Origin of the sequence: Bacillus cereus group sp. BfR-BA-01408 (assembly GCF_022663305.1) — a bacterium.
In the GTDB taxonomy this organism is placed as follows: Bacteria; Bacillota; Bacilli; order Bacillales; family Bacillaceae_G; genus Bacillus_A; species Bacillus_A pacificus.
Genome location: NZ_JAKUFF010000029.1, coordinates 15434 through 35736 on the forward strand (window position 1 = coordinate 15434; position 20303 = coordinate 35736).

Sequence of the window (20303 nt, forward strand, 5' to 3'; positions counted from 1 at the left end):
TTTTTTTATTTCTTGCCCATTTTTTCCAAATACATTAATGCATCATCCAACGTATCAACTGGCACAACTTTCATTTTCGTTTTAATATCTTTCGCAGCCTCAAGTGCATCTTTATAATTCGATTTCTCCGCACCTTTTTCATTTGGTGCAAAGAACACTTCAGCACCAGCATCACTTGCAGCGACTACTTTTTGCTGAATACCGCCAATCGGGCCAATTTCTCCCTTTTCATTAATCGTACCTGTTCCAGCTATTTCATGCCCTCTTGTTAAATCCTCGTCCACCAGCTGATTATATATTTCTAATGTAAACATTAGACCTGCCGATGGTCCTCCTATTTCATGAGAGTCAATTTTCACTTTCGGATCTACCACTAATTCTCTTTCCGTAACGATAGAAACACCTATACCAACACGTCCATTTCCATTCGGAATAGTCTTTACATTTAAATTTTCTTTTAACTGTTTCCCATCCCTCTTGTACTCAATATTTACTGTATCTCCTTCTTTTTTCCCTGTCATATATTCAATAAATTGTTCTGTCTTTTCAAATGTTTTTCCGTCGACGGCAATGATAACATCTCCAAGTTTAAGCTTTCCTTCTGAAGGCATCCCTTTCGCTACACCAGCAACCAACACACCTTTATTTTCAAAAGAAACAGTACGATTTGCACGTTTATAAGCATTATAAATCGCTGCATTTTGCGAATCTTTCATTGCATAATTTTGGCGAAATTGATATTCTTCATCACTTTCACCTTTTTGCAATATTTCTTCCGCTTTTGAAATATGTGTATATTTATTAAACTGTGCCGCTATTAAATTCACTACATTTGCCGGTCCCATTGAAACCGTAACAAGCATAAAATCACCAGATTCTTTTGTTCCTCCCTCAACTTGAACGTAAGGCTCTAATTTTGCAGCCATTCCTGGTTTCGTCACATAATACGGCAGGCGTACGTAAACAAGTAACATTGCCAATATAACCCCTATTAAAATTGCATATATAAACCGAAAACGCTTAAACATTATGTTTCTCCTTCCACTGCTCAATTAATAAATGAATATTTGCAACATGCTTTTCCGCTTCTACCTCTCCAACTCGAATAATGTCTTCAATGTTTGTAAAAGCCCGGGAACTAAATTGTTCTACAGCTGGGCGCATCATTAAATCAGATGCAATTTGCCGATTTATCACAAGCTCATGTTGCATAATTTCAATACTCTGCATAATTACATCATAAATAGACGTAACCTCTCCATTTACTTTAATCGGGGATACATCAACAGCAATGACAATATCGGCACCTAACTCTTTCACAACCGATACTGGGATGCGATCAATCACTCCGCCATCTACCAATAATCGTCCATCTATTTTCTCTGGCACAAACACTCCAGGTACAGAAATACTCGCTCTCACCGCCTCTGCAACTGGACCACTTGTAAAAACAACTTTTTCCCCCTTTAAGATATCAGTAGCCACAACAGCCGTCGGGATATCTAATTCTTCTAAATTTTTATTATATGTAAACATTTTAATCATATCTTTGACACGTTTTCCAGAAATAAATCCCATTTTCGGAACCGTAAAATCTAAATAATATTTCCTCTTAAAAACATTTGCCAGTTTATACAGTCTTTCAACGTTTGAACTAGCGGCATAAAATGTACCTACTAAAGCCCCCATACTACTTCCTGCAATCATATGAATCGGTATATCATTTTCCCTTAAAACCTTTATAACACCAATATGAGCAAAACCTTTTGCGCCCCCAGATCCAAGAGCTAAGCCAATTTTCGGTTCTTTCACTTTTCTCACCCTTTAATTTTTTTCGTTCCTTTTTCATACTTATGGTCTAAATTCACTACGTATCCACGTATACTGAAATGAACGTTTTTTGGGACAAAGGGGGATTTACTTACATGTATGAAAAATGGAAAACGGCTTTCCTTACCATATCAACACTTTTTTTAACCTTTTCTCTTGTACTCCACCCCCAAGCTGCTTTACAAGCTTCCATTCGAGGGTTAAATATATGGTGGGAAGTTGTATTCCCTTCACTTTTACCGTTTTTCATCATTGCCGAACTTCTCATTAGTATTGGTGTTGTAAAATTTATAGGCGTTATATTAGAACCACTTATGCGACCACTTTTCCGCGTTCCAGGAATAGGCGGATTTGTTTGGGCAATGGGAATGGCTTCAGGCTTTCCCGCTGGCGCCAAATTAAGCGCTAGACTGCGCAAAAGCAATCAGCTAACACAAATTGAAGCAGAGCGCCTCGTATCTTTTACAAACTCATCCAATCCACTTTTTATTTTTGGCGCTGTTTCTATCGGTTTTTTCAATAATCCGAAATTAGGAATCGTATTAGCTGCTGCACATTATTTAAGTAATTTTGCTGTCGGGTTACTGATGCGTTTTTACGGCAATAACAACAGTTCCACGCATGATAAACATGTTACTAAAAAACACCCTTTTCAAAACCCTTTTTCAATTCTACACGAGACACGTATGCAAGAAAAAAGACCAATAGGAAAATTACTTGGGGACGCTATCGTTTCTTCTATTCAAACGCTACTTATGATTGGTGGATTTATTATTTTATTCTCTGTTTTAAATAAAATGATTACTGTATTTCATATTACAGCAGCCCTTTCTTTTATTATGCAACATATTTTATCATTCTTCCAACTAACTACTGAATTTAGTATCCCAATATTATCTGGCATGTTTGAAATGACACTTGGAAGCCAAATGATTAGTCAAATAAATGAAACACCCCTCCTGCAGCAAGCTATGGTAACAAGCTTTATTTTAGCATTTAGCGGCCTTTCTATTCAGGCACAAGTCGCTAGCATATTAGCTGAAACAGACATTAGATTTAAGCCCTATTTTTTCGCAAGAATTATCCAAAGTATTCTTGCTCCTATTTTTACTTTTATATTTTGGAAACCATTTTATGAAAAAGTAAGCTCTTTTTCACCTATGCAAAAAGATATCCCTGTCTTTTTATCGAATCATTCTTCTATTCTGCATGAAATTTGGACATCTTTTATACACTACGGACCGATATTTACATTATTTTGTTTACATGTATATGTCATCTTATTATTTTTTCGAAGCAACAAAGAAAAACCCCGTTCACTTTAACGGGGTTTGAAACTTTTCTTTTAAAGCACGTTCTACAACAGGAGGTACAAGATCTACTACACTTCCTCCATATCTCGCAACTTCTTTCACAATGCTCGAGCTTAAAAATGAGTATTGATTGTTTGTCATAATAAAAAAGGTTTCAATGTTTTCATCTAACTTTCGATTCATAGAAGTAATTTGCATCTCATATTCAAAATCAGAAACTGCTCGTAATCCACGTAAAATCGCGTTCGCATTACGCATTTTTGCATACTCAACTAGTAGTCCACTATGTGAATCTACTTTGACATTAGGAATATCCTTTGTTGCTTCTCGAATTAAATCTAAACGCTCTTCCACTGAAAAGAACGGTTTTTTTGACGAGTTGTTTAAAACTACTACGTATACCTCGTCAAATACTTTTGCTCCCCTTTTAATAATATCCAGATGCCCAAGGGTAATTGGATCAAAACTTCCCGAAGAAATAGCTATACTTGTCATTCCGTCCCCTCACCTTCATACTTATAAATCGATATCGCTGTAATACCATAATTTTCAGCTCGCACTTTTACAAGTCTTCCTATAGACTCGGGTAAAACTACATCATTACCATGCTCCGCCATAATTAAACCATCGTTATGTAGCAATCCATGTTGATCCATTACACTAATTAAAGATACAATTTTTTGATCTTTATATGGAGGATCAATTAATATAAGATCAAATGACATTTCACGTTTTATAAGTGCTTTTATCGCACGTTCTGCATCATTCCGATATACTTCAGCTTGTTCCTGTATTCTACAACTTTCTAAATTTTGATGGATTACCTTTATCGCTTTATTGTCTCGATCAACAAAAATCGCTTTATCAATCCCTCTACTTATAGCTTCGATTCCAAGACCACCGCTACCACCAAATAAATCAAGAGCGACACCCCCATCAAAATAAGGGCCTATCATATTAAAAATGGATTCTTTTACTTTATCAGTCGTTGGACGTGTTGTATTACCTGGCACCGCTTTAAGTGGGTGTCCTTTACATTTTCCTGAAACTACTCTCATCTGTTGTCACTACCTTTATTTCAATCTATCGAGCAATTATAGAAAGCCCTTCTCCATTCGGTAACCGCTACCAAACTTTACGATTCCATTCATCTTCCAACGAAGACTAGAAGAACTTAGCTTAAAATAACCGCTCTGCATTTTTATGTATTCATCTCACCATTCGCTAACACGAACTATTCGTTTCACTTTATCTTTTTTATCCTATCATAAAATAAAAAAAAGAAAAATAAAAAGCCCAACATAAAATTTAATTTCATCATGTATATCTTCATTTAGATTGGACATAAATAACTATAACAACATCACCTTCGATGTTGTTGCCAACCGCGGAGAAGACTTACGTTTCCCCATAAGTTCTTCCTCCGGTTTCTCCTCTCCCTTTGCCTTCTTACTAGTACATGCTAGTATAAGAAGGGCCCTGCTTTGCAGGGTTTTTTTTCTTTGTCTACTTTTCATTTAAAAAGTGAGATGGTACAGTAAAAGAAAGAGGAGGAAAAGATATGATTCAACGCTTTATAGAACTCGGAGAGGGCTACTCTGATTTATATGAATTACTTGAAATTGCCAAAGCAAATCAAGAACGTATAACACATATGTTACAATTTGAAACAATTAAAAATGAAAAAAAAGTGTGCTCACTTGTTGTAATATTAAAACCAACTACTACTGGTGATTTCCAACCATTATACATATGTCGTGAAGGCATTCCTGTACTTGAAAATAAAAAAAGTAAACGCGTCATTTTATTTGAAGAAACGGCAGAACAACTTGGAAAAAAAGTGACTACCTTTACGGTAAAACCATCCACAACTTTCCCAGAAAAAGAACTGTTTTTCAATCATTTAATTGGTATTTTACGAATGAATAATTTTATTCCTCCAATGAAATAATGTGTTATTTCAAATAAAAAATCCCCTGTTAAAATTAGCAGGGGATTTTTTCTATTAGCTATAATCGTATTCTTTTGCCCGATCAGGACGTGAATTTTCAAATTCCGTTTTTAAATACGGGCGGTACGACTGTTCTATCTTTTTCACAAAAGGAAGTTTGTTCAACTTTTGCATCATATGCTCAATTTGTTCCATATCACAATATACTACTGCATATTTTAAACGTTTTGATATGTAATGTATGTTACCATATTTTCTTAAAATCTTGGCATGTTTCAATGAATGTAAATAAACAATCATACTTTGTCGTTGCCCGAACATAATCTTCTCCATCTTCTCCTTTTAAAAACATATATTTTATATTTTATGAAAACCAATCAGAAATTTATGACATTACAGGACAAACTCTGTATACGTTTTCTTCTATCTTCTAAAAAACGGGGTGATTTACCCCGTTTTTTTACAACCGCAACCTCCGCCGGTACCACAACCGCCACCACAGCCACCAGCATCAAAAAATGGATTTCCTGTTGGAACTTTGATGGAAGAGGACACCTCAGAACCGATTGCTACACTCACTTCATCTAACAACTTTTGTAAAGCCGTTTCTACTCGTTTAAAAGCTGCAATCTTATCATGTAAATCTACAGAACGCTTCAATTCCCTCATTTTCGTCGAAACGAAAGTATAGTCAGGATGATATTTACCGAAACGTTGCACTTCCTCATATCGTTCTTTCATCGCTGTAAATTGCTGAATTAACGTTTGAACTTCCATATCTTCATGCAAGTCTTTATAACATTTACGGTAATCTTCTGCTATATCTGAACAGATGATCGCTTTTGCAAGCTGCTCTGCCTTATCTAATATTAATACGCTTTCTAGCGTCGCTACAATCATGAGAGACACCTCCGAGTATTTATCATACCACATTTAGAATAGAACTACTAATTGAAGTGTCTCACTAAACAGAAAGATATCATTCTAACTATTTTTTAATAATTTCAGTACGCATTTATACATTAATATGTTCCGCAATGTTGTATTTAACAACATCCCACTTCCCACTATTTTCATTCACATAACTAATACATGCGTTTTTTAACGGTGTCTTAAACGAAATATCTTCCGGAGCAATTGCATGTAAAATTGCTTTTATCGCATGAGAATGGGCTACAATAATAATACGTTTGCCAGAATGAGTTTCTGCAACGTCTTTTACCGCAGCAAAACAACGAGCTACAATTTCTTCATCTTGCTCCATACCTTCTACTTTACCTTCTGCAATTAATTCCCTAACAGTCGCAACTGGCTTCCCAGAAGCTTCACCAAAATTACGTTCAACAAATCGCTCATCTAATAAAATTGATTGTAATCCAGTTGCCTCTGCAATTTCCTTAGCTGTTTCTTGCGCTCTAATTAATGGGCTACTTATAATTATATCCCATGCCTCCGCTTGCAAAGCAGCTGCACTTTGACTCGCTTGCTTCTTCCCCACTTCATTAAGCGGAATATCTTCACGTCCCTGAATAATCTCTTGAAAATTCCAATCAGTTTGTCCATGTCGTACTAAACAAATTTCCGTCATGCTCATGCTGCAACTCCTTTTTAAATAATCCGCTTCTATTGTATCAAAAGTTCTGCATGACGGACATAGTTTTCCCTTCCAATTATGTTGCATTTTGCTGCTTCATATACTGAAACATATCAATCATAATGGAAGCAACTGCCAATTGATTTTGAAATTTCTCAACTTTATCTGGTATCGTTTTTTTGAAATGTTGCATAGCTGCTAACTCAAATGCCTCTTTTTCTTCAGGGTTTCGCGTTAGTTTTCTATACCAGTACGGTTGCTCCCTAATATAGCGAGATAAATCCTCATCAGCCTTTATAAACTCCATAATTTCTGCTCTCATCCGCTTTCCTCCTAATCCTTCTGAAAGAAAAATGGATTATTTTCGGAAGTACTCTCTTCTTGCTGCGTGCGTTTCCCTTGAAATTGTTGAAAAACTTGTTGCACACTACCAATCGCACTCGTCACATTCGCTAAATGATGTTGCATTTGTTCCACGTCTAACTTTTTAAAGAAAGAAAGCATTTGTCCCATCACATCAGCAGTTTTTTCCTCTTCAGTTCGAGTATCCTTTTCTTTTCCTTTTTCTTTTTTCTTTTCTTTTACCGAAGAAAAAGCAGGCGCTCCATCCGGTCTAAAAGTTGCCCATACTGGATCTTCTTCACCAAGTAAGTACCATTCCTCATAAAACTGTTGCCAAGTTTTATGACCACTTCGAACTTCATGAACCATTTTAGGGTGATGGTTTACAAACTCTTTAAACTGTTGAACCGATGGATGTAACGGTCCTTTTGTTGTCGGCATAATCCTCACCTCTTCATGTATATCTACTATATAATAAGAAAAAAAAGGCGCATGGTTCGCCTATTTTTAGACGATTCATGCACCTTTTTATCCTACTATTTGCATAGGGGAAGATTCCCATCCACAATTTACAGTTTCATTTTATTTCCGAATAAAATTTTGTGTATAAAACTTATCGTATACGCCAACACCTAATCCTGTAAATTGTTCATTCAATAAATTCTTTCGATGTCCCTCACTATTTAACCAACCTTGCAATGCCGCAACCCCATCACTATGTTGCGCCGCTATGTTCTCACCGGCAAGCTGAAATCCTACTTTCCCGCGCTGTAAACGATCTCCTAACGTACCTAATGTAGGTGAATCGTGTGAAAAGTAATTATTATCCTTCATATCTTTACTATGACCGATTGCCACCTCTGCCGTTTGTTGGTCCCACGCTAATAACGGTAAATTATGACGACTTCGAATAATATTTGTTAAATCAAAAATTTGTTGCATATTCCCATTCTCTATTTGTTTCATTTTATCTGGAGTTAATGGTTGTTCTGCTAATAATTCACCCGAATAAACGAGCTGATACGGTCTTTGACGCAATAACGTTTCGTCATCCATATAACGAACACCGACAAGCTCATGCGTAAAATGATCAAAATATAATTGTGCCCAACCATCTTCTACTGGTACTAATGGTTGTTCCATCACTTCAGTATCAGATAACTCAAATTGATAACTATTCTTTCCTCTTTTTAACGAAATCTCATGAGAAAGTGGATTCTTTTTATACACATCTTCATACTTTTCATTTATATAATAAGGTGGCACCTTAACTTGCTCACCAGCGACATACGCCGTTACAATTTTGCGTTCAGCAACCCCAAATTGAACATACTGAGATAAATCTTGATTGTATACCCACCATTCATATCCGTAAGCAGATGGTTCTATTCGAGAAGGTTCGCCCCATTTTGCTAATAAATTTTCAGAGTCCCCACCAATCATATTTAAAACCGTATCGGAAGAGTCTTCATTCACTTGTTTTTTCTTTTTCACAATTTTATTTTCTTGCTTTGATTGAGATGGGGTTAATATATATTGTGAAACGAGTAATTTCCCGTATAAATCAACAGCTAAAATTAAAATTGTAATCATTACGATACGCAATAATTTCTTCAATCGATATACCTCCTGCACAAAACATAAAATTGAGATATACACAAATCCTTTTCTTTCCTTTTTTTGTGTGTACCGTACTCTTTTCACTATATCATATTTTTGCAAAAAAAGTCTGGATTATCCCTTTTCTCTCAATATGAATTGCACTTTCTTATTATTCATACTATTATAAAAATAATGATGTAACATAAAAAAAGGAGGTATTTTATGCAATTTACAAATACAAAATTTAATGGAGCCGTCGTTGATTTAACACTATTAACAGAGATTATGGAAAAGAACCATTTTGTACTTGCTGGACAGTGGGATTATGAACGAGTTACATACGATTATAAATTCGAAATATTAAACGATGTTTATTATTTACGTGTACAAGGTTTAGCTGTTGAAGGTGACATTGGTAGTAGACACGCTGAAATAAAGCTACTTCCTCCCTTATTAGGTAAACACTATTATCCTCACGGCGTTGAATATGGTGATGGTGAAATTTTCCCAACGAATGTACTTCAAAAAAGCGAACAACTCCTACAAAATGTCGAAAAAGAGTTAAAAGAATTCCAAATCATTGAGTAAAATAAAAGTGAGTGCATCATATTGATGCACTCACTTTTATTTCGTTTGTAAATACGGCGGCAATTGTTGTAACTGCTCTTTATCCTTTTCACGCTCTCGACGCGCCCATCGAAAGAAAACATAACCAATAATCGTACCGTACACTATTTCCTGGACAATTTTCATAATGATGCCGCCTGTTTGTTGGTCTTGTAAAACAGGCATCCAGTGTAAAAATTCTGGTCCAGTTATATTTAAATCAGATAAAGTTCCCGCTGGTACACATAATTCCATCGCCTTCATCCAAGCAGCTGGATCCGTATACGTTGCAAACAACGGTGCCGTCGCAAAAATAATTAACGCGCAAGCTGGCGTTAATAATATACCATTAGCAAACATATAACCAAGTTTCTTTATATCACTTAACGTTTGATATTCTGGTAATGGATTTAGCATCGGCCACCACATCATGATTGCCGTAAAGAACAATATAGCGAGACAAATAGGATGAGCAATTTGACTTTGTTTTACTGTATCAAAAACAACTGGTAAATGATAAAAAGAAAACAGGCCATTAAATACAAACAATGCGATAAGTGGCTTAGTAAATATCTTCAATATAATTTGAACGAACTTAAAAGAAGTAATATAACGATATAACCAAACTGGTATACCAAGCAACAATAACGGCGGAACGGCAATATACATAACTGCCATTTCAAACATATGTGCACTAAATATAATATGACCAATTAAATCAATAGGCCCTCCCTTTACAAAATACAAAAGAACAATCCCGGTCGTAAAATAAAAAACTTGCTTCTTACTTACCTTTGTCGCATGTTCAAATCGCATTCTATATGGCCCAATAATTAAAAAATACCCAATGAGGATCGAAAGCATAAATAATAAAAAGATTGGACTCCATAGCGCTTGAAAACCAAATATCCACAAGTTACTCATTGTCACACCTACCTTCTTCAGGTTATCTTTTCACATAATATGAAGAGGGAGCTGTGGCAACACAAGCTCCCTCTTCACTTTTCAAATCCACACGATTGTCATAAAAGCTAAAATTGTAATTAACCCGATTAGCAGACCAGAATAAAGAAAGAAACTCGCTGCTTCATGTCCTTTATGACTCATATGCATAAAATAGTACAATTGAAAAATTACTTGTACCACCGCTAATAGTAAAATAAATGGTACTGAGAAAATCGGACTGAAAGTTTTCGGATATGCTACTGCTACAAATGCAACTAATGTTAAAAATATCATTAATGCAAATGTAATAACTTGATGCTTCATTTCCTCCGCACTTTTCCTCTTCCGGTAAACGAGATCAACTTTAGGATTATTCGTTTGCTTTATCGCCATTGTTTATCCCACCATTCCCATTAAATATACTACAGTGAAAATAAACACCCAAACTACGTCAATAAAATGCCAATAAATTGATGCAACATAAAACTTCGGTGCATTGTATAAATTTAGACCTCTCTTCGCATTTCTAAAGATTAATGTTAAAATCCAACACAATCCAAACAATACGTGGAGTCCATGTGTACCAACAAGAGCATAAAACGCAGAACCAAATGCACTACTTCTCATAGTATGCTTAAATTCATGTGTATAATGGTAAAACTCATAGATCTCAAACCCTAAAAACCCTAATCCTAGCAGCACTGTTACCAGTAGCCAAAGTTGCATTTTCTTAAAATTAAAGTTTTTCATATGATACATCGCATATACGCTCGTTAAGCTACTCGTTAATAAAAGCATCGTCATAATGAAAACGAGTGGCATTTGGAACATCTCTTGAGATGTTGGTCCGCCATTTGTAGAATTCTTTAACGCTAAATATGTGCCAAATAAGGAAGCGAACAATACTGTTTCGCCTCCAAGAAATAACCAAAAACCGACAAACTTATTTTTCCCCTCAAGGGTTGCTTTTTCAGGCTCTGCTGGAAATGTTTCATTCGTTAATTTTTCATCTACATGCATTACGCCTTGCCCCCCTTATCTTCTAAATCTTCTTTATGAATATGATATCCATGATCATCAATTACTGAACGTAGGAACATTGTACCAAACGTAATAATTAAACCGATAATTGCTACTAATAACCAAAACTTATCTTTTCCACCCTGCATATACATTGCACCGAATGCCGCTATAAACAATCCTAAAGAAATGATAAATGGTGAAAATGATGGATTTGGCATATGAATATCACCCACTGGTTCCGCCGCTGTCATCTCTTTATTCCCTTCACGTTTTTCAATCCAAAACGGATCTAACCCGCGAACAAATGGTAATTGTTTAAAGTTATATTCTGGTGTAGGTGCTGGCATTGTCCATTCTAATGTACGTCCATCCCACGGATCACGACCAGCCTTTTCTTTTGATACTGTTGTTTTAATTACATTGAATAGAAGAACAATCGTTCCAAGAGCCATAAATACCGCTCCAATAGAACTAATCATATTGCCCATTTCCAACCCTTGACCTTCAAGATATGTGTAGTAACGACGTGGCATACCAATTAAGCCAAGGAAATGCTGAATGAAGAACGTTAAATGGAAACCGATAAAGAATAACCAAAATGTTATCTTTCCTAACGTTTCATTCAATACTTTATTAAACATCAGTGGCCAATAATAATGGGCTCCTGCAAGTAAACCAAATACAACACCACCGACAATTACATAATGAAAGTGAGCTACTACGAAATAGTTATCATGAAATTGATAATCAGCTGGTGCAGATGCTAGCATAACGCCTGTAACTCCTCCCATTACGAATGATGGAATGAAGGCTACTGCCCACATCATCGGTGTCGTAAAACGAATACTTCCGCCCCACATTGTAAAGAGCCAGTTGAATATTTTAATACCGGTCGGAACCGCAATCGCCATTGTTGCAACTGAGAAAATAGCATTTGCAACTGGACCAAGCCCAACAGTAAACATATGATGCGCCCATACCATAAACCCTAAAAATCCAATTAATACTGTCGCAAATACCATCGACGAATAACCAAATAATCGTTTTTTCGAAAACGTCGCGAAGATTTCTGAGAATATTCCGAAAGCTGGGAGTATAAGAATGTATACTTCTGGATGACCGAAAATCCAGAATAAGTGCTCCCATATAATTGTATTCCCGCCCAGTGCTGGATTAAAGAAACTTGTTCCAAATAAGCGGTCTAACATTAAAAGTCCTAATCCTACAGTTAACGGCGGAAAAGCAAATAATATTAATGAAGATGTTACAAATGTCGTCCATGTAAACATCGGCATACGCATATACGTCATCCCTGGCGCACGCATATTAATAATGGTTACAAGGAAGTTAATACCTCCAATTAATGTACCTATACCGGAGATTTGCAAGCCAAGCACATAAAAATCAACACCATGGCCTTTAGAGGCTAAAGCTAAAGATGCATAAGATGTCCATCCTGCATCAGGTGCTCCACCTAAAAACCAACTTAAATTTAAAAATACTCCACCAAAGAAAAATAACCAAAATCCGAGTGAATTTAAAAACGGGAACGCTACATCACGTGCACCAATTTGAAGTGGTACAGCGGCGTTCATAAATGCAAACACGAGTGGCATAGCTGCGAGGAAAATCATTGTTGTACCGTGCATAGTTAATACTTGATTATAAGCATCCCCAACAAGAAAAGCGTTGTTAGGAATCGCTAATTGAAGGCGAATAAATAGAGCTTCTATTCCGCCTATTATAAAAAACAATCCACCTGCAATTAAATAGAGAATGGCAATCTTTTTATGGTCTACTGTCGTTAAATAATCCCATATGACAGCACCCATCCCCTGTTTTTTTGCTACAGAACTCACGTTTTCAACCTCCCCTTCGCGAATAATCCCTCTTTACTTTTCAACTTTTAACGTTTGTAAATATGCATTTAATGCATCAATTTGATCGTCTGTTAAGTTGCCATATTTACCAGTCATTTTATTTCCTGGTTTCATATTTTCAGGATCTTTCAGCCATTTTTTTAAGTTTTCTTCATTGTTTTCAGCAATGCCGGCAACTGTATCGCGATCCGCAAAGTTTGCTAAGTTTGGTGCGATACGAGCGGAAGGTGGTCTACTATCATTAGATCCAACTGCGTGACAACCAATACAGCTTTTATTAAATATTTCTTGGCCTTCTTGCGCCTTTGTTGAAGCTACTTCTTTCTTCCCATCAATTTTCTTCATATCAGCAAGCCACTTTTTGTACTCGCTTTCATCTAAAGCTTTCACTTTGAATTGCATTAAAGAATGTGATGGGCCGCAAAATTCTGTACAAAAACCATTATAAGTGCCCGATTTATCTGCCTTTAACCACATTTTGTTTACATTATCTGTATTTGTATCCATTTTCCCAGCTAAAGATGGAACCCAAAACGAATGTTTAATATCGGCACCCTTCAAATTCAAATACACTTTCTTACCTGTGGGGATGACTAAATCTTGAGAAGTTACTATCTTTTCTGATTTATAAGAAAATTCCCACCAATAAAGATTCGCTGTTACATCAACAACGATAGTATCTTTATCAATATTCTTTTTCTCCATCGCACTTACATCAGCAAGTTTGAATGTATATGTAACCGTCGGAACAGCTAAGATTAGCAAAAGAATAATCGGAATAACTGTCCATATAATTTCTAGTTTGTGATTCCCTTCAACTTGCTCCGGAATATAATCTTCCTGACCTTTCTTTTGTCGGAAACGCACAATTACATATAAGAAAATAATAGTAACTACTAGTACTACTCCTACCATGATCGCACTTGCTAGTAAGAGCAGATCGTATTGCATTTTTGCTACCTCTCCTTGCGGAATTAAAGTAGATTGAAAGGCTTTACCGCATCCCCCTAACAGTAAAGCCAGCAGTGAAACGAACGAAAGCAGTCGCCACTGTTTCTTCATACAAACAACCCCCACTTTCCTTGTGAATTAGATTGTACTTTATAGTTAAGTAAAGTAAATCTCAACGTAAAGAAATCCAATTATGTCGTTGTCTTAGAAGAATGTAACTACAATCATTGATACAAATAAGATTGTTAAATAATTTAGGGAATAAACAAACATTTGCACGGACCATTTGATGTCATCTTTCTTACGGAAGCCATAAAAACCTAAAACGATCCATCCGATGTTAAGCAGTGTTGCAATTACCATAAATGTTATCCCTAGTCCACTCATATAAAATGGTAGTGGTAATAAACATACTGTCCAAATCATAATTTGGCGTTTCGTAATTTCAAATCCATGAACTACAGGAAGCATTGGAATTCCTGCGTTTCGATATTCATCAACACGTTTCATTGCTAATGCAAGGAAATGTGGGATTTGCCAAATAAACATAATTAAAAATAACATCCAAGCAATTGGATGGCCTAAAGATGGATCGATTGCTGCCCATCCAATTAAAGGTGGAACTGCACCAGATATACTACCTACAACAGTATTTAGTGTATACTTTCTCTTTGTCCATAAACTATATAGAACAACATATGTGAAAGCACCAATAAATCCCATTAAGACTGCCATTGGTGTTGTTAATAATAAAAATACAAAACCAAGAAGTAATATAACTAGTCCAAATGTAAGTGCAAATCCTGGTTTATACTTTCCAGTAACCGTTGGACGGGTCTTTGTTCTTTCCATTAATGGATCGATGTCTCGATCAATGTAGTTGTTTAAACAACATACCCCTGCCATAACTAATCCAGAACCAACGATTGTAAAGAATAACTTATCCAGATTGTCCATTACACTTAATCCATTAAAGTGTAATGCCAACCAAAATCCTGTAAATACAGTAAGTGTATTTGAGTTTACAATCCCCATTTTAACGAGCGCTTTTAAATCTTGTAACCGAGTTGTTTCCGGTACGCTTGTAACAGCAGACTCATCATGCAGCTCACTTGTTGCATGGTTCATCACTTTAACCCCCTCTTAAAACTTTCATCTTTCTTTTTGCGCCTATTTCAAATTGAAATATTTCGCTTCTATATAGCAATATTATTACAGTAGAAACATTGTTAACCCATTCTACTACTAATCTACGCCCATACTCCAATATATTAAATCATATTTCCCGAACATTTTGTGAAGAAAACATGAACTTTTTGTGTCGAACATAAAAAACTTAATTGTTACTTATCCATATCATAACATGATGTTACCTTCTATAATAAACTTTTTTGTCATATTTAACACGTATTCTCCCCATTTCTTTTCAAAATAGCCTATTTTTCACCTAAAAATTTCCTTATAAACCTTATTTCCACACCCGTTTTCTCTTCCCTGTCTTCCCCCTCCATTTCTTTGCTATTTTATTATTTTTTATATATCATAGGAACTAGCGCGTTTTATTCTATACATAATGGAATGAAAATATTTCGCAATAACTTCATAGCAGAAAGATGGTGAAAGAGATTGCAACGCTTTATTAAATGGTTAGCAGTCATTACGAGTCTTGATTTATTAATAGTTTTATTAGGAGGCGCCTTAGTTACAAAAACAGGCTCTGGCCAAGGATGCGGTAAATCATGGCCACTTTGTAACGGTGAATTTGTTCCATCTAATTTATCAATGGAAACTATTATTGAACTAAGTCATCGCCTTACATCAGGATCAGCAGGAATTCTTGTCACTCTCCTTTGTATTTTGTCCTGGAAATATTATAAACATGTGCGCGAAACAAAAACGTTAGCAATTTTATCCTTCGTATTTTTAGTTGCACAAGCATTAATGGGAGCCGCAGCGGTTGTTTGGGGGCAAATGCCAGCTGTACTTGCTATCCATTTCGGTATTTCCTTAATTTCATTTGCTTCTGTCATTTTATTAACGTGTCTTATCTTTGAAATCGACCAAAAATTTGATGCACGTTCACTTATTATGGACAAAAAAATGAAATTTCATATTTATGGTGTAACAATTTACAGTTATATTGTCGTCTACACAGGGGCTTTAGTACGTCACGAACGAGCTAGCTTAGCCTGTCCAGACTTTCCTTTATGTAGCAAAAATAGACCTATGCCAACTCAATTACATGAATGGGTTCAAATGGGACATAGAGTTGCAGCGATGTTAATTTTCGCTTGGATACTATACGCGATGATTCTCGCTATCCGCCATTACAAACAGCAGCCTGTCGTATACTGGGGATGGATCATCTCATTTATCCTTGTTACACTTCAAGCTATCGTAGGAATTTTAGTCGTATTTACAAATGCTAGTTTATCAATGGCATTATTACATTCACTATTCATTTCTTGCTTGTTTGCTGTACTATGCTATTTAGTTATGTTAGGTACAAGAAGTAAAGTGAATGCAAAAGAAGCTGCATCAACTTCTAAACAAACAAAATAAATGAAAATACCTTGCCCGAATTGGCAAGGTATTTTTTCGTAATAAAAAAGAGCTGTGTTTCCACAACCCTTTTTTATTTTAGTGATCTAATTCAATGAGTAAGTCACCCGTTTGAATTGCATCTCCATCGTTAACATATACTTTTTTCACTTTACCATTAAACGGCGCTTGAACTGTCGTTTCCATTTTCATCGCTTCTGTAATTGCCATAGAATCGCCTTTTTTCACTTCATCGCCTTCTTTTACAACTACTTTAATAACCGTTCCTGGCATTGTTGCGCTAATGTGGTTTGGATTTTCACGGTTTCCTTTCACACGTTGTGCAACTGTCGCTTTCACACTTTCGTCTTTCACAACAATCTCACGTGGTTGACCGTTAAACTCCAAGTAAAGAACACGATTTCCATCTGGCTGAGGCTCTCCAATTGATACTAGTTTAACCATCAATGTTTTACCTTGTTCAATTTCCACATCGATTTCTTCACCAAGTCTCATACCATAGAAGAATGTCGGTGTATCAAGCACAGATACATTTCCATAAATCTCAGCAACTTTTTCGTAATCCATAAATACTTTTGGATATAATGCATATGCAACTACATCAAACATCGTCACTTCGCGTCCAAGTTTATGGAATAGCTCTTCTTTTAACGCGTCGAAATCTACTGGTTCTAATAATTCACCTGGTCTTACTGTTAATGGTTCTTTCCCTTTTAAAATAATTTCTTGTAACTTTTTCGGGAAACCACCATATGGTTGTCCTAAATCTCCAGAGAACATTTCAACAACAGATCCTGGGAAGTCCATAGAATGTCCACGCTCTAAAACATCTTGTTCTGTTAAGTGATTTTGAACCATGAATAATGCCATATCACCGACAACTTTAGATGATGGCGTTACTTTAACAATATCACCAAACATGTCATTCACACGGCGGTACATTACTTTCACTTCATCGAAACGATCGCCTAAGCCAACCGCTTTCGCTTGTTGTTGTAAATTACTATACTGTCCGCCTGGCATTTCGTGCATATATACCTCTGTATGAGGAGCATTCATACCACTTTCAAACGGTGCGTAGTATTTACGTACATCTTCCCAGTAATGAGATAATTTTTCTAATGAATCTATATTAACATCTGGCTGTCTTTCGTTTCCACCTAACGCATAGTATAGCGTGTTCGCACTTGGTTGTGACGTTTGACCAGCCATAGAACTTACTGCTACATCGACAATGTCAACACCTGCTTCAATTGCTTTCGTATACGTTAATATACCATTTCCACTCGTATCGTGTGTGTGCAGGTGAATCGGAATCGATACCGTCTCTTTTAATGCTGAAACTAAATCATATGCTGCATTTGGTTTTAGTAAGCCCGCCATATCTTTAATACCTAAAATGTGAGCTCCTGATGCTTCTAATTCTTTTGCTAAATTTTTATAGTAATTTAAATCATATTTACTACGTAACGGATCATGAATATCCCCTGTGTAACACATAGTTGCTTCTGCAATTTTACCAGTATCTCGTACAGCATCAATCGCAACTCTCATACCTTCTACCCAGTTTAAGCTATCAAAAATACGGAACACATCAATTCCAGCTTGAGCAGAACACTCCACAAACTTTTGAATTAAATTATCCGGATAGTTTTTGTAACCAACCGCGTTTGAAGAACGAAGTAACATTTGGAATAAAACATTTGGCATTTTTTCACGAAGATCTAGTAATCGTTCCCACGGATCTTCTTTTAAGAAACGATATGCAACATCAAACGTCGCACCGCCCCACATTTCTGCTGAGAATAAGTTCGGTAACATTCTCGCTGTCGGCTCTGCAATTTGGTGTAAATCTTTTGTACGAATACGCGTTGCAAGTAATGACTGATGCGCATCACGGAATGTTGTATCCGTTAAAAGTACACGTTTTTGATCTTGTACCCATTTTACTAATCCGTCTGCTCCACGCTCATCCAAAATTTGTTTCGTTCCATTTTGGATTGGCTCTGAGTGTAATACATTCGGTATACGAGCATCTGGGAATATTGGTTTCTCTTTTTTCCCTACTCCTGGGAAGCCATTTACTGTTACTGTCCCGATGTAATTTAACATTTTCGTTCCTCGGTCTTTACGTTTCGAGAACAAGAATAGTTCAGGTGACGCATCAATAAATGAAGTGTCATATTCCCCTGATAAGAAGTTTTTATGTTTTACTACATTCTCTAGGAATGGAATATTCGTTTTAATACCACGAATACGGAATTCTTTTAAGTTACGTTCCATTTTTGCAGCAGCTTGTTCAAAAGTAAGCGCCCATGTTGTAACTTTTACAAGTAAAGAATCATAGTACGGTGTAATAACAGCACCTTGGAAACTATTACCTGTATCAAGACGAACTCCAAAGCCACCACCTGATCGATATGCCATAATTTTTCCTGTATCCGGCATGAAATTATTTAGTGGATCCTCAGTCGTTACTCGAGATTGTATTGCGAATCCATGTACAACAACTTCCTCTTGCTTTGGAACACCCACCAATTTGCTATGTAATGCATGTCCATCAGCTATTAAAATTTGTGATTGAACGATATCGACTCCTGTAATCATTTCTGTAATTGTATGTTCTACTTGAACACGCGGATTTACTTCAATGAAATAGAAATTATCATCTTTTACAAGAAATTCAACTGTTCCTGCGTTTAAATAATTTACATTTTTCGTTAATTTCACAGCAGCATCACAAATACGCTGACGCAAATCATCTGAAAGCGACACACTAGGTGCAATTTCTACTACTTTTTGATGACGACGTTGTACAGAACAGTCTCGCTCGTATAAATGAACAACATTGCCCTCTTCATCTGCTAAAATTTGAACTTCTATATGTTTAGGTTTTTCAACGAATTTTTCTACGTATACTTCATCATTACCAAAGGCTGCTTTCGCTTCTGACTTTGCTCGATTATACGATTCTCTTAATTCTTCACTAGTACGTACAATACGCATACCACGACCGCCACCGCCAAGGGAAGCTTTAATAATAATCGGGTAATCATACTTTTCAGCAAATTCTTCGACTTCTTCTAATGAATCTACTGGCCCATCACTACCAGGAATAACTGGAATTTGTGCTAGCTGCGCTTGTGTTCTTGCTTTTACTTTATCTCCAAACATATCTAAATGCTTACTTTTTGGACCGATAAAGATAATCCCTTCTTCTTCACAACGTTTTGCGAATTGAATATTTTCTGACAAGAAACCATATCCAGGGTGGATTGCATCTACATGATTACTTTTCGCAATCTCAATAATGCCCTCAATATCTAGATAAGCATCAATTGGCTTTTTTCCTTCCCCAACTAAATAGGATTCATCGGCTTTATAACGATGATAAGAACCACTATCCTCTTTAGAATAGATTGCAACTGTTTTTAATCCCAGTTCCGAACAAGCTCGAAACACACGAATTGCAATCTCTCCACGGTTAGCTACCAATACTTTTTGAATACGTTGCAGCTTTGTCATGATTTTCCCCCTCTACTTTCCTACCACTCTAGAGATAAAATATATACACACCATAAAGAGCGTGAAGTTCTTCACTTTCTACATTATATTATACTTAGAAAGCTTCACTTTATTTTTATCCATCATACCTTATTTTTTAACAAATGATAAGTTTTCTGAGCAATTTGTCTCACAAAAAT

General features: G+C 36.1%; 21 protein-coding genes. 4 read left to right on the plus strand and 17 right to left on the minus strand.

Features of this window, described 5'->3' with window-relative positions; translation table 11 throughout:
- Nucleotides 1-5: 5 nt before the first annotated feature.
- Both MR083_RS14030 and MR083_RS14035 read right to left on the minus strand, forming a co-directional pair.
- The gene (locus MR083_RS14030) at nt 6-1028 is read right to left on the minus strand and encodes a SepM family pheromone-processing serine protease (RefSeq protein WP_000476300.1); all 1023 of its coding nucleotides are present in this window, start codon (nt 1026-1028) and stop codon (nt 6-8) included.
- Nucleotides 1021-1812: a patatin-like phospholipase family protein gene (locus MR083_RS14035; protein WP_000662598.1), complete on the minus strand. Its 792-nt coding sequence runs from the start codon at nt 1810-1812 to the stop codon at nt 1021-1023. Before MR083_RS14035 ends, MR083_RS14030 begins: the two co-directional genes overlap by 8 nt.
- Before the next feature lie 113 nt (nt 1813-1925).
- On the opposite strand from MR083_RS14035, the gene ylbJ reads away from it, so the two are divergent.
- Nucleotides 1926-3155, plus strand: a complete 1230-nt coding sequence (gene ylbJ / locus MR083_RS14040; RefSeq protein WP_000273095.1) for a sporulation integral membrane protein YlbJ — start codon at nt 1926-1928, stop codon at nt 3153-3155.
- Here ylbJ and coaD read toward each other — a convergent pair.
- Nucleotides 3147-3638 (minus strand): pantetheine-phosphate adenylyltransferase, encoded by a 492-nt coding sequence (coaD, locus tag MR083_RS14045; protein WP_000200598.1) that lies wholly within the window; start codon nt 3636-3638, stop codon nt 3147-3149. The two genes, ylbJ and coaD, sit on opposite strands and share 9 nt — an antisense overlap.
- Complete coding sequence (gene rsmD, locus MR083_RS14050) at nt 3635-4201, minus strand: 16S rRNA (guanine(966)-N(2))-methyltransferase RsmD (protein ID WP_001266989.1); 567 nt, start codon at nt 4199-4201, stop codon at nt 3635-3637. The genes coaD and rsmD overlap by 4 nt, the downstream gene beginning before the upstream one ends.
- Nucleotides 4202-4704: 503 nt before the next feature.
- Between rsmD and MR083_RS14055 the strand changes: the two genes are divergently transcribed.
- Nucleotides 4705-5094, plus strand: coding sequence for a DUF7147 family protein (locus MR083_RS14055; RefSeq protein ID WP_000616011.1), 390 nt, complete (start codon nt 4705-4707; stop codon nt 5092-5094).
- A 54-nt stretch (nt 5095-5148) separates the two neighbouring features.
- Here MR083_RS14055 and MR083_RS14060 read toward each other — a convergent pair whose 3' ends face one another.
- The 6 genes from MR083_RS14060 to MR083_RS14085 form a co-directional block, all read right to left on the minus strand.
- A complete protein-coding gene (locus MR083_RS14060; protein ID WP_002080814.1) occupies nt 5149-5415 on the minus strand; it encodes a YlbG family protein in 267 nt (88 codons plus the stop codon).
- Between the two features lie 126 nt (nt 5416-5541).
- Nucleotides 5542-5994: a YlbF/YmcA family competence regulator gene (locus MR083_RS14065; RefSeq protein WP_000634351.1), complete on the minus strand. Its 453-nt coding sequence runs from the start codon at nt 5992-5994 to the stop codon at nt 5542-5544.
- 115 nt (nt 5995-6109) lie between these two features.
- Nucleotides 6110-6682, minus strand: coding sequence for a histidine phosphatase family protein (locus MR083_RS14070; protein ID WP_001998138.1), 573 nt, complete (start codon nt 6680-6682; stop codon nt 6110-6112).
- A gap of 82 nt (nt 6683-6764) precedes the next feature.
- The gene (locus tag MR083_RS14075; RefSeq protein ID WP_001200990.1) at nt 6765-7010 is read right to left on the minus strand and encodes a YlbE-like family protein; all 246 of its coding nucleotides are present in this window, start codon (nt 7008-7010) and stop codon (nt 6765-6767) included.
- An 11-nt stretch (nt 7011-7021) separates the two neighbouring features.
- Nucleotides 7022-7471, minus strand: a complete 450-nt coding sequence (gene ylbD / locus MR083_RS14080; RefSeq protein WP_001143348.1) for a YlbD family protein — start codon at nt 7469-7471, stop codon at nt 7022-7024.
- Between the two features lie 141 nt (nt 7472-7612).
- Nucleotides 7613-8647 carry a CAP domain-containing protein gene (locus MR083_RS14085; protein ID WP_000735396.1) on the minus strand — a complete coding sequence of 345 codons (1035 nt, stop codon included), beginning with the start codon at nt 8645-8647 and terminating at the stop codon, nt 7613-7615.
- Between the two features lie 207 nt (nt 8648-8854).
- On the opposite strand from MR083_RS14085, the gene MR083_RS14090 reads away from it, so the two are divergent.
- The gene (locus MR083_RS14090) at nt 8855-9220 is read left to right on the plus strand and encodes a YugN family protein (RefSeq protein WP_001160939.1); all 366 of its coding nucleotides are present in this window, start codon (nt 8855-8857) and stop codon (nt 9218-9220) included.
- Nucleotides 9221-9256: 36 nt separating this feature from the next.
- On the opposite strand, the gene ctaG is transcribed toward MR083_RS14090, so the two are convergent.
- From ctaG to ctaB, 6 genes are all read right to left on the minus strand, one after another.
- The gene (gene ctaG, locus MR083_RS14095) at nt 9257-10162 is read right to left on the minus strand and encodes a cytochrome c oxidase assembly factor CtaG (RefSeq protein WP_000069015.1); all 906 of its coding nucleotides are present in this window, start codon (nt 10160-10162) and stop codon (nt 9257-9259) included.
- Nucleotides 10163-10243: 81 nt separating this feature from the next.
- Complete coding sequence (gene ctaF, locus MR083_RS14100; RefSeq protein WP_000985700.1) at nt 10244-10576, minus strand: cytochrome c oxidase subunit IVB; 333 nt, start codon at nt 10574-10576, stop codon at nt 10244-10246.
- 3 nt (nt 10577-10579) lie between these two features.
- Nucleotides 10580-11203, minus strand: a complete 624-nt coding sequence (ctaE, locus tag MR083_RS14105) for a cytochrome c oxidase subunit III (RefSeq protein WP_000557861.1) — start codon at nt 11201-11203, stop codon at nt 10580-10582.
- Nucleotides 11203-13038: a cytochrome c oxidase subunit I gene (gene ctaD / locus MR083_RS14110; RefSeq protein ID WP_011040617.1), complete on the minus strand. Its 1836-nt coding sequence runs from the start codon at nt 13036-13038 to the stop codon at nt 11203-11205. Before ctaD ends, ctaE begins: the two co-directional genes overlap by 1 nt.
- Nucleotides 13039-13098: 60 nt before the next feature.
- The gene (gene coxB, locus MR083_RS14115) at nt 13099-14148 is read right to left on the minus strand and encodes a cytochrome c oxidase subunit II (protein ID WP_000745271.1); all 1050 of its coding nucleotides are present in this window, start codon (nt 14146-14148) and stop codon (nt 13099-13101) included.
- Between the two features lie 93 nt (nt 14149-14241).
- On the minus strand, nt 14242-15165 hold the full coding sequence (ctaB, locus tag MR083_RS14120; protein WP_001015058.1) for a protoheme IX farnesyltransferase: 924 nt from the start codon (nt 15163-15165) through the stop codon (nt 14242-14244).
- A gap of 498 nt (nt 15166-15663) precedes the next feature.
- On the opposite strand from ctaB, the gene ctaA reads away from it, so the two are divergent.
- Nucleotides 15664-16599: a heme A synthase gene (gene ctaA, locus MR083_RS14125; RefSeq protein ID WP_001188737.1), complete on the plus strand. Its 936-nt coding sequence runs from the start codon at nt 15664-15666 to the stop codon at nt 16597-16599.
- A 78-nt stretch (nt 16600-16677) separates the two neighbouring features.
- Here ctaA and pyc read toward each other — a convergent pair whose 3' ends face one another.
- Complete coding sequence (gene pyc, locus MR083_RS14130) at nt 16678-20124, minus strand: pyruvate carboxylase (RefSeq protein ID WP_000164051.1); 3447 nt, start codon at nt 20122-20124, stop codon at nt 16678-16680.
- Nucleotides 20125-20303 lie beyond the last annotated feature (179 nt).

Coding starts and splice junctions, on each gene's coding strand:
- MR083_RS14030 (WP_000476300.1), bottom strand. CDS start 1,028: ATGTTTAAGCGTTTTCGGTTTATATATGCAATTTTAATAGGGGTTATA.
- ylbJ (WP_000273095.1), top strand. CDS start 1,926: ATGTATGAAAAATGGAAAACGGCTTTCCTTACCATATCAACACTTTTT.
- coaD (WP_000200598.1), bottom strand. CDS start 3,638: ATGACAAGTATAGCTATTTCTTCGGGAAGTTTTGATCCAATTACCCTT.
- rsmD (WP_001266989.1), bottom strand. CDS start 4,201: ATGAGAGTAGTTTCAGGAAAATGTAAAGGACACCCACTTAAAGCGGTG.
- MR083_RS14055 (WP_000616011.1), top strand. CDS start 4,705: ATGATTCAACGCTTTATAGAACTCGGAGAGGGCTACTCTGATTTATAT.
- MR083_RS14060 (WP_002080814.1), bottom strand. CDS start 5,415: ATGTTCGGGCAACGACAAAGTATGATTGTTTATTTACATTCATTGAAA.
- MR083_RS14065 (WP_000634351.1), bottom strand. CDS start 5,994: ATGATTGTAGCGACGCTAGAAAGCGTATTAATATTAGATAAGGCAGAG.
- MR083_RS14070 (WP_001998138.1), bottom strand. CDS start 6,682: ATGACGGAAATTTGTTTAGTACGACATGGACAAACTGATTGGAATTTT.
- MR083_RS14075 (WP_001200990.1), bottom strand. CDS start 7,010: ATGAGAGCAGAAATTATGGAGTTTATAAAGGCTGATGAGGATTTATCT.
- ylbD (WP_001143348.1), bottom strand. CDS start 7,471: ATGCCGACAACAAAAGGACCGTTACATCCATCGGTTCAACAGTTTAAA.
- MR083_RS14090 (WP_001160939.1), top strand. CDS start 8,855: ATGCAATTTACAAATACAAAATTTAATGGAGCCGTCGTTGATTTAACA.
- ctaG (WP_000069015.1), bottom strand. CDS start 10,162: ATGAGTAACTTGTGGATATTTGGTTTTCAAGCGCTATGGAGTCCAATC.
- ctaF (WP_000985700.1), bottom strand. CDS start 10,576: ATGGCGATAAAGCAAACGAATAATCCTAAAGTTGATCTCGTTTACCGG.
- ctaE (WP_000557861.1), bottom strand. CDS start 11,203: ATGCATGTAGATGAAAAATTAACGAATGAAACATTTCCAGCAGAGCCT.
- ctaD (WP_011040617.1), bottom strand. CDS start 13,038: ATGGGTGCTGTCATATGGGATTATTTAACGACAGTAGACCATAAAAAG.
- coxB (WP_000745271.1), bottom strand. CDS start 14,148: ATGAAGAAACAGTGGCGACTGCTTTCGTTCGTTTCACTGCTGGCTTTA.
- ctaB (WP_001015058.1), bottom strand. CDS start 15,165: ATGAACCATGCAACAAGTGAGCTGCATGATGAGTCTGCTGTTACAAGC.
- pyc (WP_000164051.1), bottom strand. CDS start 20,124: ATGACAAAGCTGCAACGTATTCAAAAAGTATTGGTAGCTAACCGTGGA.